The 12,241-nt window shown below is 41.5% G+C and carries 7 protein-coding genes; all 7 read right to left on the reverse strand.

All coding sequences use genetic code 11. From position 1 onward, the window contains the following. Nucleotides 1-245: 245 nt before the first annotated feature. Nucleotides 246-1,832, reverse strand: coding sequence for a sulfatase (locus tag AB7E53_RS03655; RefSeq protein ID WP_446774218.1), 1,587 nt, complete (start codon nucleotides 1,830-1,832; stop codon nucleotides 246-248). A gap of 19 nt (nucleotides 1,833-1,851) precedes the next feature. Continuing rightward, the gene (locus tag AB7E53_RS03660; protein ID WP_446774220.1) at nucleotides 1,852-3,453 is read right to left on the reverse strand and encodes a glycoside hydrolase family 31 protein; all 1,602 of its coding nucleotides are present in this window, start codon (nucleotides 3,451-3,453) and stop codon (nucleotides 1,852-1,854) included. Continuing rightward, on the reverse strand, nucleotides 3,450-4,919 hold the full coding sequence (locus AB7E53_RS03665) for a hypothetical protein (RefSeq protein WP_446774222.1): 1,470 nt from the start codon (nucleotides 4,917-4,919) through the stop codon (nucleotides 3,450-3,452). The genes AB7E53_RS03660 and AB7E53_RS03665 overlap by 4 nt, the downstream gene beginning before the upstream one ends. Before the next feature lie 96 nt (nucleotides 4,920-5,015). Further along, the gene (locus AB7E53_RS03670) at nucleotides 5,016-6,518 is read right to left on the reverse strand and encodes a RagB/SusD family nutrient uptake outer membrane protein (RefSeq protein ID WP_446774224.1); all 1,503 of its coding nucleotides are present in this window, start codon (nucleotides 6,516-6,518) and stop codon (nucleotides 5,016-5,018) included. A 12-nt stretch (nucleotides 6,519-6,530) separates the two neighbouring features. Continuing rightward, complete coding sequence (locus tag AB7E53_RS03675; RefSeq protein ID WP_446774226.1) at nucleotides 6,531-9,860, reverse strand: TonB-dependent receptor; 3,330 nt, start codon at nucleotides 9,858-9,860, stop codon at nucleotides 6,531-6,533. Nucleotides 9,861-10,071: 211 nt separating this feature from the next. After that, entirely contained in the window at nucleotides 10,072-11,004 is a 933-nt protein-coding gene (locus AB7E53_RS03680; RefSeq protein WP_446774228.1) for a FecR family protein, read from the reverse strand. Nucleotides 11,005-11,053: 49 nt separating this feature from the next. Beyond that, the gene (locus tag AB7E53_RS03685; RefSeq protein ID WP_446774230.1) at nucleotides 11,054-11,611 is read right to left on the reverse strand and encodes an RNA polymerase sigma-70 factor; all 558 of its coding nucleotides are present in this window, start codon (nucleotides 11,609-11,611) and stop codon (nucleotides 11,054-11,056) included. Between the last annotated feature and the right edge of the window lie 630 nt (nucleotides 11,612-12,241).

Consider the following 12,241-nt stretch of genomic DNA (forward strand, 5'->3'; position numbering starts at 1 on the left):
TTATTAAAGGGAAAAATTAGATTTAATAGATCATCTTATTGTAATTTCATGAGTAAGAAGACTCAATGATTAATTGGAGTTAATTATATTTTTTACAATAAAATAAACAAAAAGGTTAAGGCTGACTCTTAAATTTTAGAAAGTAGATTAGATCCAGTGAATTCGTATTTATTCAAATAATTACTCTTACTCTTCACCGAAACTAAACTACTTTTTTTACAAAAGAACAAACATCGTAGTGTCCTCTAATCTTCAACATTACTACCCCACCATTCTTTATTTGGGAAAAAGAGTGGAGATAGCTGTTGTTTTCGCTCCTCTTCAAGACGAAATAAAAGGTCAGATTGATTTCTTCTTTTATATTCAGCTTCTTTGATGGGATCGTATAGAGGGTCAGCAACGGGATACTTAGCTCCAGAAACAGATAACATTTTTTTAAGTTTTTGACTTAGTTTAATAACCTTTTCAGGGTATTGAGCATTGAGGGGTTCTGATTCCGATTGATCAATTCTTAAATTATACAATTCGGTTCGTTCGTCTTCGTAGTAGTAAATTAGTTTCCAATCTCCATCACGGATAATTGATGAAGGTTCACCTCCCTGATTTCCATAATGTGGGTAATGCCAATATAATATACGTTGGACAAGCTTATCTCCTTTCAATAGAGGGATAAGGCTTTTACCATCAATATGTTGATGTGGCAACAACGGCAGTCCAGCATACTCAAGAATTGTGGGATAAAAGTCCATGCCAATTACGGGGACATCAATTGTAGTACCATTAAGCGGAGAATTTGGATTCATAATAATAAACGGAACACGCAAGCCTCCCTCCCACTGACGCCCTTTCCCTCCACGCAGCGGTAAACAGGATGTGGAGAAACAATCCCCAGAAGATACTCCCCCATTGTCTCCTGTAAGGATAATTAATGTATTTTCGATTAATCCAAGTTCTTCCAATTTATCTAGGACTACACCTACAGCATCATCCATTTGCTTAATCAACCCGGCATAGACAGGATTATCCTGATACTGTCTAACAGGCAAAGTGCGGTCTATCTTGAATCCTTCGGATGCTATTCCCAAAGAGTCAGCCTTATTACGAAAATAAGTCCAATTTTCTTGAGTTGTCTGAATGGGTTCATGTACAGCGTAGAAAGAAAGGTATGCGAAGAAGGGCTGTGATATATTATTTCGATTCTGTTTTTCAATAAACTGTGCTGTTTCATTTGCCAATCTAAGTGACAAGTTTTCTCCCTTAGGTCCATCTGGTAATGAAGGATTATCATAAGGTGAAAAGTAACCTCCGGCCGGACTTCCGGCTTCGTAACCACCCTTGTTAATGTCAAAACCGTGATCTTCTGGCATAGAACCTATACCACCTAAATGCCATTTACCAGCTATAAAAGTGATATAGCCGTGTTTCTTCAAGGTTTCGGGTAAGGTCTGCTCTTTTTGAGCCATAACCATAGAGTAAGAAGGCGGTAGCAGTTTGGAATGTCGTCCACCAGCCCTCCAAGAATTTCCCCATGAGGCACCAATCCAGTCAGTTATACCATGTCGAACTGGTGATTTTCCAGTTAGAATACTGGCACGAGATGGACTGGATACCTGACATGCTGAATAACCCTGTGAAAACATGACACCTTGACGTGCCAAACGATCTATGTTAGGGGTTTCATAAAATCGACTGCCGCCAATTGAAGTATCGTTCCAACCATAATCATCTACAAGAATGAACAAAACATTTCGGGGCTTCTCTTGTGCATGAAGATTAATGAACGTTAAAAATACGCTACTAGCACAGCTCAAAGTAAATAGATTCTTTTTCATTAAAATAAATATTTTATTTCTATTTACGAATCAATTCAAAATAAGGTAATCTTTCCAAAGGAGCCACGACCTCTATCGTTTTGGGTCCTTTAAACAACTTTCCAGTGTCGTCTTTCCAGAGTCCGTTCGGCAGGGAGACCTTCCGAACCGTACCCTTTTCCACCATGGGAGCCACCAGGTATTTGTCACCCAGCATAAACTGGTCCTTGCAATCTGCAAATCCCTTATGAGGAAAAGCATACTCCATATGACGGACGATGGGTTCGCCGGTTTTTGCAGAAGAGCGTGCTTCCGATACAATATAAGGCCCCATCTGCCTGTGCAAACGCGCATAGTCCAAACAGATCTGTAAATGCTTTTCGTCCAAGATGCGCCATGGAGCCACCGAGAACTGCATCATCGGCATTAAGGCGTGGAGCTGGCAAGAACGAACGATTAATTCCTGATCCATCTGGGATTGATCAATGTTCAAAAAAGAGCTGAACTGACCTCCCCCAATCAAATCGGGACAGGCATAGGCATACCCCATTAAACCGGCAGCGATCATTTCGGGAACCAATAAACGGAACGCATCCCAAGAATAATCCTTATCACCCAGACGCTGTACCAGAGCCTCTCCTCCCATCTTCCAGCCGGCGCGGTACTCGTTGAAGGGGAAATCCAGACCTATTTGGGCCCAATAATTGCACATGTCGACGGATGTGGCCGATTTATCATAAAATTCGAGATCCAGACTAGTGTAATGATCGATATCGCCGGCATCAAACTTAAAGCCATCTATACCGTACTCCTTTTGCATGATTCGTAGTTGCTGTTTTAGATGCTCTACGGCCTTTGGATTGCTGAGATCATAAGATGCGCTGTAGCCGTTCCACCAGGGAATAATGGCCGCCCGATCGGTACCTTTCCGTTTAACAAGGTAGCCTTTTTGCTGCAAATCCCTGAACTCAGGGCTGTCTGGACTCACAAAGGGACAGACCCACAACATGATTTTAAATCCCTGTTGATGAAGACGAGCCACCATCCCCTTGGGATCAGGGAAACGTTCTGGCTTGAACTCGAAGTTTCCATAGTATTTCTGCCAGTTGTCGTCTATCATGAATACTCCGGTTGGGAACTTATTCTGTAAGATGTTCTGGGCATACGCTTCGATATCTTTCTGATTCTGGTTATACATTAATTCGATCCAAGTGTTGTATTGAGGCAAGGAGAAAAACAAGGAGTCCGGCAAATCGCCCGACGGCGGGAAGTGGGCGGAACTAGCCGCTAGGTAGGCCTCTTTCAGGGTGTTTCCGGCCTGCATGGGCTCCAGAGTCTCGTAGACGGAATAAATCCACAACTCGTTAGCCTTCATTTCAAACGAAAAAGGCTTTTTACTCCACAGGTATCTACCCCGGGAAGAAACTAGTAATGGCACATTCTGATTGTTCAGGTTTTCGGAGGACAGATTAAACAACCGCATATCGCTGGGGAAAGGCATTTTGGAGCCTAATGCAACCATCCCTCCCCACCATTTTTCACCGGGAAGGGGTGTGATGGTAGATTTATAACCTACAGGTTGGGCAAATGCCATCACTGTCCGAATAAGAAGAAATAGAGAGATAAAAATTACTCGATTCATATTTTCACTTCACTTATGTAAGTCCAATCATTTATTAATTTTACAGATGGTAAAGAAAGCACGATTCCAGGCACTGCCCCTTTGGTTGTATCTACTATCGCCACACAAAATAGATATGCTCCTTTTTTTATTTCTTTGGGTAGGCTCAGGTGGGTGGTATATCCGTAAGCCTTTCCTGCCAACCAGTCTGCAGGTTCTGCGTTGGGATCAACATGACTGTATTCCACGACATGAGTGGAAGGGTTAAGCAACGCAAAACAGACCTTATATTTTTGGTTCCAATTGGGATGCCGGTTAGGTAAAACCCCTACGCCCAAGTTGAGCCATGTATGCCAGATGCTAAGGGTGTTGCCCTGCCTTTCCATTTCGATGGATTGAGGGTAGAGCCTGTACCCTCCGTGGGTGATAAATCGCTGTACCTGATGGGGCAACTGTTCAATCCAATATTTGCATTGAAAGGGAACCCGCAAGTCCAAGGTATTTGAATGGGTTTCCAAAGCATCGTCTACAGCGACCGTGAAGGCTTCATAGAAAGAGTTCATTTTAAACCGCTTATCACTCTTGAATTCATCGTAAACCGTTGTATCTTTATGGGGAAAGGCAAACCAGTAACACCCCTCGCCGATGTGTGCCTTTTGAGGGAACAACTCATTGAGGTGGGTCCTATCTTTATCGCCAAACCAAAAACTGCCGATCCCATCCCTGCGGGGTAAGAAACCCAACCGGTCGAACACCAACGGTTTGGTATAGTTCCAATCGGTATACGAAAGGTTCATCACAGTCAAAACCCGTTTAAAACAGCGGGCATAGGTGCTGGTTACTTTTTCTATCACAAAGGGCAGCTTCTCCTTATCTTTTAAGGTTACCCCATGTCCTTCTCCCCAGCGCCCTAATCCGTAGGCATCTACAAAGTCTACCACATCCGGATCATCATATTCTTTGGCAAAGGCTTCAATGAAGTTCGACAGCTTGTCTAAGAATACTGGATCATCAAAATAGGGCATTTTATCTTTTTCTCTATTCAAAGGAGGATCCAACGTAGAACTAGCTCCTGATTGATAAACAAAATCAGGGACTCCGTTGTCAAAGAATACACGGAAAGCCAGCTTCAATCCACGATCTTTTGCTTTTTGAATGTATGCCTTGTATTCTTCATCGTATTTCCATGCATACTTACCTTCTTCTGGCTCCAACATATTCCATAAAACACGAATATAGAGTATATTGGCATATTGATGAGCCTGAACCTCATCCATCTCCTGCCAAAACTTTACTGGATCATACCATTTTCGATGCATTGGGTCAAAGGACCAACCTTCTTCATACATTACCCAACCCATTGCAGGATTACGCAAAATAGAAATAGTGTCTGGTTCGTAAGCAACAACGAACTTTCTGGCGACTGATGAACAGCCAGACTGAAGATATACACACACAAAAACTAATAAAAAGATATATTTATTCATTTGCTAAATCTTCATTTAATTGATATTGATTGTTCATAAAAACTAAAGACTTATCTGAAGAATCGCTGTTCAACAGATAAGTCTTTTTCTCTAAAATTAATATCCAGGATTCTGAACAATCTCTCCTTTTCCCTCATCAATTACATATTGGGGTAAGGGGATTCGCTGATAGTTTTCGTTAACCAAGGTAGTTTGTCCGGCGATGGCACATTTCTTTTTGATGGCATCCACATAAGATCCGTCTCGGATCAGGTCCTGACGGCGGCACCCTTCATAATAAAGTTCATGCCCACGTTCCAGCAACAACTTATCAAGAAAATCGCGTGTATTCGAAAAATCAGTCATTTCGTAAGCTGGCAAACCCGCCCGGGTACGAACCCGGTTCAGCAAATCCACAGCTTCCTGGGTTACGGTATTTCCCTTACGGACAATAGCCTCCGAGAGCAGGGTAAGGGCATCAGCATAACGGTAAATGATGTAATCGATTTCGCTGTCTTCGCCGGTAGTTCCTTTGTCGATTTCATATTTGAAAGGAACGGCACCATAAAACAACAATCCATTGGTTTGGCGGTCAATCGTTTCGCTGTGTTCTTTGCCTCCCGTACCCGTATAGGCACTAATAATTGTTTCCAAACGTTTGTCTCCTTCCTCAAAGGTATGGAAGAAATCCCAAGAGATTTTAAAGCCGTTCCACTTCACGACGCCAGCCGGTACTGTGGGATAGTCGTTTGGCAGGACGTGGGGATGCCATTTGTGCTCCTGAGTACCCCGCAAACAGTTGACAGCCCAAATCGTCTCTGCGTTCTTTTCGTTAGCAAGGGTAAAAATATCTGCATAGTTGGCAACCAACTCGTAGCCGTATTCCGGCTTGGTAAGTTCACGCCCCATTGCTTCCGCTTTTGCCCATTGCTTGGTCTGCATGTAGAACTTCAATAACACCATGTGACACAGTCCTTTAGTGAATCTACCGTAATTGGGATCACCCTTCTTATAGCTATAGGGCAGTACCGGTGCTGCTTTCTCTAACTCATTAACGATAAAATTCTGCATTTCCTCTTCAGACAAGCGAGGAAGGATCTTCTCTTCCAACGGCTTCTTCAAGGTTTCAACATCTGCGATGGGGATGGGGCCGTACAAATCGTACATGCAAAAGGCCAGCCATCCACGAGCGCAGTGCAACTCAGCCAAGTATTTGTTTTTAACATTTTCGTCCAGATCCATATTCTCAATACGGTCAATGGCCATTGTTATCCTTCCCATAAACTTGGCCCAGTCCCAATGGCGGTCGTTATAACCGTTGCCTACCCGCCAACGGTTGTAAAGCATTGGTTCCCATCCGCGCCAAGTACATTCGCCGTAATCGCTCATCAAATCAGATACCACCAAGACGCCTCTGGCCACATTGAACATGCCGGAATATCCGTTATTCTGAAAAATTCCGTATGCATTTGCAGTAACCAAGGCCTCGGCATCACTCTCCGTGGTGGGGAATATACCCGCATTAATTGAATCGTACACTTCAGATTCCAGTGCACAACCGTTGAATCCAACCAGGGCTGCCATTACGCCCCCTATTATATAATATTTGAAACTTCTCATATTCTAATTAATTTAAAATGCTACGTCTACCCCAAAGCTAAAGGAGGTTACATTTGGATATGAATACTGGTGTCCTTCCGTTTCTGGATCTAATCCGCTCCAATTGGTAATAACAAACGGATTGTTAACATCTACATAAACACGAATGCTATTCAATATCTTTTTAGATAAAGGAACTGTATATCCCAATGTAATATTACGGCAACGGATATATGAAATCTTCTTATGCATATAATCGCCAACACCATAATCATTAGATCCAAGAATGTTAGGGTATCTACCTCCTTGATTTTCGTGAGACCAAGTAAGCATGTATCCAGTAGAAACATTTTGACTTTGATTAATTTGATATCCTTTATTCGCCCATGAGTCATAATAACTAGGTCCTTTTAGTTTATCAGCTTCACCATAAAAATATATATTCAAGTCAATATTTTTATATCGCAATGTATTGTTAAAACCAAAAAGAAATGCGGGATCTTGAGTCCCTATTCGAACCATATCTTGTTCATTAAGCGATCCATCATTGTTACGATCTACCAACTTGACCTGTCCCGGCAACAGAGCTGCCTGATGTAATGGAGCTTTTTCGCCTGCCTGCAACAGACCATCGGACACATAGGTAAAAATAGACCTAATAGGATCGTCAACGCGCTGGTAAGCGGCTGGCTTCCAATTTACATCCCGTTCCTTCCAGCGGTCACGATACAGCGAAAGGGTAACATCGGTACTCCAGCTCCATTCCCGACTGCTCACATTCACCGTATTCAAAGAAAATTCAAATCCCTGGCTCTGGGTCTTTCCAATATTTGCCGCAATCGAAGTTATCTCGTTGTATGAGGGCAATGACTTACCTGTCACCAACAAATCGGAAATGGTGCGGTTAAAATATTCAAAAGTGGTAGAGATTCGATTGTTGAAAAAACCTAAATCTAATCCGACATTAAATTCACTGGTCGTTTCCCACGTCAACAAGGGGTTGCCCAACTGCGAAGCATACACGCCGGTATAAGCACTGTTGCCAAAAACATTGTTGTAACCCGATCCAAACAAATCCATTGTACGGTTGCCCACATTCGAGTTACCGGTCTGTCCATAGCTAACCCGCAGTTTACCATTCGACATGTATTTGCTGAATGGCTGCATAAAACCCTCGTCACTAAAGCGCCATCCTGTTGAAACAGAGGGAAAATATCCCCAGCGGTTGTCCGGATCGAAGTTAGAAGCGCCATCCGCACGAAGAGTCAGTGTCATTAAATAGCGACCTAGATAAGAGTAGTTGATACGGCTAAAATAGGATCCCAAGGCAGACTTATAAGCCGAAGAGCCCACTGAGGGTTTCGTATAGTTGCCGGCGCCCAAGTTGTTGAATAAAAACGAATCGATGAGGAAGTCTTTGTTTTCGGCTGAAACATCCTCATAATTAAATTGCTGGTAAGAGTACCCTAACAAGGCGGTTAAACTGTGATTTCCAAACTCTCTTGAATAAGTAGCCGTAAGATCCATCAAGTAATCATTGCGGTCGTATTGCCGTATGCTGGCCTGTCCGTTTACCGCTGCCCCGTACATGGTAGTCTTGGGTAAATATACTTTGCGTTTCTCATTTTGCCGGTCTACACCAAAATTAGCTTTAATGATCAACCCTTTTACAGGCTCTGCTTGGACATAAGCTGAAGCCAGCAGACGGTCTTTGGTCGTTTTATCAGTAATTTCCAACAAAGACACGGGATTAGGTAATTGCGTAAAGTCTGGATTAACCGTGTAATTTCCATTCACATCGAAAATGGGCAATGTGGGATTAAAGGTTGCTGCAGCAGAAATTACACCGGCATTCTCAAATTCTCCATCACCAATTGGTACATTATCGAAAGAATTTCTGGCAACATTCAACGAGAAGCCAACTTTTATAAACCGGGAAAGAATCTGGTCCATATTAACTTTACCTGTAAACCGATCCATGTTATTAGTATCAACAACACCTTTTTGTCCGGTATAATTTAATGAAGTCATGTATTGGTTGCTTTCAGTTCCTCCATTAATAGAGATATTATGTGTCTGTAACATTCCTGTACGAGTTACAGCATCAAACCAATCGGTTGTTTTTGCATTAGCGATCTCAGCATCACTGTAAACAGGCACATAATTGGGAGTAACATGTCCGGATTCGAGCGTAACATAATCCTTATAAATATCTAACCCATTTCTTTTTAAATAGTTTTCATAATTATAACGGTTGCGTTGCTGCATATATTCGGCACCGTCCAATACTTCATAACCATTTTTCATGTTCTGTAAAGAAATATTACCAGAATATCTAACCTGGGCTTTTTGTTGTTTCCCGCGTTTAGTAGTGATAATAATAACTCCGTGACCAGCACGAGAACCATAGATGGCTGTAGAACTAGCATCTTTCAATACTTCAATAGATTCAATATCATTAGGATTTAATGACGCTAATAAATTATCTGTAGACCCTGCATTATAACGAGTTCCTGAGCTCAATGAACTACCTGATGAAACAGGAAAACCATCGATAATTACCAATGGGTCGTTTCCGGCCCCAGTTGAGGCGGCTCCGCGTATGCGAAATGTAGCCCCTCCACCTACTTGTGCACTATTTTGAGTTACTTGAAGACCCGAAGCCTTTCCTGCCAAAGCATGACTAATGGTTGAAAAGGTGTTAACAGGGGCATCATCCATTTTTACAGAGGAAATGGCTCCAGTAAGATCACGTTTTTTTTGAACACCATATCCAACGACAACAACTTCATCTAATGCCTGAGAATCTTCCTTGAGGACAATTTGCAGGTTGGATTCTTTTCCCACCTTTACAGCCTGCTGAACATAGCCGATATAGGTGATTTGCAGAATCGCACCCTCGGATACCGACAAGCTGTATTTTCCGTCAATATCTGAAATCACACCGTTGGTGGTTCCCTTTTCGACCACGTTGGCCCCGATGATGGGCATGCCGGCCTGGTCCACCACAACACCGTTGATAACCTTACCACTCTGTTGAGACACGGGCTGCATTTGGTCATTTTTTACGATTAACGAGATGTTTTTACCCACCAACTTATACGAGATGTTTGTATTAGCAAAAAGGCTGCTGAGAACATCGGATACGGATTTGTTTTTCACATCCAGCGATATCTGTCGGGTTAAATCGACTTCGTTGCCGTTGTATACAAACAGATATTCGGTCTGCCTTTCAATTTCGGCAATCACCTCCTTTGTGGATCGTTGATTTACATGAATAGAAACTTTTGCATTTTGTGAACTGGCTTCCGTAGCATAAATAGAAAAAACAGAGGCAAATAACGCAACAACTGTGATTTTCATAATACGAAAAGGATGTTTAATTTTAGATATAGTTTGTCTGTACAAAATATAATTCATAATTTTGTATATAGATTTTTTTGTTAGTACTTCGATAATATTTCCAAGCTCGGGGTTCTAACCCACAACCGGTGAGCGTTGGCGCGCTTGCCGGTTTTTATTTTATTCGGTATTTATTTCATAGGCATTCAATTATTAGTATTTTATATTTTATTCAATTGATAATTATCTTGTTATTTTCATCATCCTTCTGGTACTTAAAATGATTTGTAAGCTGCAAAACTTGCAGGATATGCTCCAATCCGTCTCGGGTCCGGAACTTACCAACACAGTATTGCTCGTTTTGAAGGATGAACTTATTATTCATTTCGATGGTTACATTGAAGTATAGCTCTAACTTTTTCAATACCCCAGACAAGGGTTCATTGAAACAGATTACCCCTTCGCGCCAGAGGAAATAGTCTTTATTTTCAATCGGATAGGTTTTCAACGCACCTTTCTCGAGAACAGCTTTGTTATTGGGATATAAAGTAAGGGTGTTCTTGCTGCCCGGAGTTTCAATTTCAACCTTTCCGGTCAGCAACGCGGTCTCAAACTCGCGGGACTGGTTATAGGCATACACATTGAAGGAGGTACCCAATGCTTTTACCTTATACCCCGATGCCGATACGATAAAAGGTTTCTTCTTATTGGCCCGGACTTCAAAGAATCCTTCTCCGTTTAAAGTTACAAGTCGTTCGCGGTTGGAAAAACGGGTCGGAAAATGCAAAGTACTACCTGCATTAAGCCAAACTTTGGAACCATCCGCTAGGGTTACAAGCGAATTCTGTCCAGGAGGGACCTCAACCATCTGCATCTTTACATCTTCTTCCTGCAAGAAAAAAAGCTGGCTGAAAAAGAACCCAAATGTAAAAATAGCCGCTACCTGGATGGTCTGGAGCAGAATCTTTGGCCACAGCCTCTTTTTCTTTCCGGAAACACTTTCCTGTGGCAACTCCTCGTTCCAAAGGCTGATCTCATATATCCGACTCAGCCGCTGGTAATGAATGAGATTGGCCTCATCCTGATCCAACCACTCGGTTATCATGCGCGATTGTTCATCGGTAGTTTTTCCTTCAAAATAGGCTTGTAGTAAAATATCGTCCATGCTATAAATTTAGGCTTTTATATATAAGACGTTCAAAAAGGGAAGTTCACTAGTAGTAAAATGAAAATAAAAAAGGGATAAAGGGTAAATAGTCTTTCAGAGAAACCCGTAAAGCGCTGACTGCCTTTGCTATATGATAATCAACTCCTTTAACACTAATTCCTAGAATTTGAGCAATCTCTTTTCCAGATTTATGTTCGAAGCGGCTTAAAACAAAGGCTTTTCGAGTTTGACTTGGTAATTGGCTCAAAGTATCCCTCAAAATCTTTCGAATTTCATTCGAGAAAACATATTCAGGATCGCAGGCATCCAAAGTAGAAATGCGAATCAAAAGTTCTCGCTGGCGCCAATTTTCTAAATCCTCAAAAACTTGTTGGGCACGTGATTGAGAGCGAAGATAATCCAGAGACTTACGTTTCAATATAGTCAAGAGCAAAGAAGAAGGCTTTTCCACGCACTCCTTTTTCATTGTTTCCCACAACTTAACTAACGATTCCGCCGCTATATCTTCGGCAACCATATCATTCCGAACATACAAATTAGCAAAACGAAAGGCTTTACTATAATACTCCTTATATATATTACTAAATAACTTCTCCACAGGCATTATAAGATGGACTTACATCGTGACAAATATAAAGATAATTTTTATATATCTGTTTAGAAACAGGAAAATCAGAGAAACGCTTCTCTATCAGTTAGAATAGATTTATAGTTTTTATGTTCTTTTGATTTATTAATAATCAAAAATGAATATAAAAAAAGAAAAATTACCTCGTTAATTTATGCTGGATAAATTAAAACTTATCAAGCCCAACTAATCATAGCTAGTATTAACTAATTTCAATCCATACTTTGTTCGATTCTTGCCATAGTTTAGGTCTTTTCAATAGATTGTTTCTTCGTCTTTCAATTGGGGGACCATTGTCACACAACTGAGGGACAATGATCACTCAGTTGGAGGACAATGGTCACTCAGCTGAGAGACGAAGAATATACTTTAAGTCATGCCCTAATGATTGTAATGAAAAGAGCTAATCCTTTAAGGGAAAAAAGAACTATTCAACCTCTTTGACGAAGGCCGTAAGGAATGACAGATGACAGATGGAATGTAAGCGTCTCCGCGATACCGTCTTGTAAGATTTAGTAATCTGTTATTAGAGTTTAGTCCACTTGTCTGGAAGTAAATCGCGATATATTTGATCTGGAGCGGTTGGGCTTATGTATGCCAGTCGGC

Source organism: Macellibacteroides sp. (assembly GCF_050251695.1).
Classification (GTDB): Bacteria; Bacteroidota; Bacteroidia; order Bacteroidales; family Tannerellaceae; genus Macellibacteroides; species Macellibacteroides fermentans.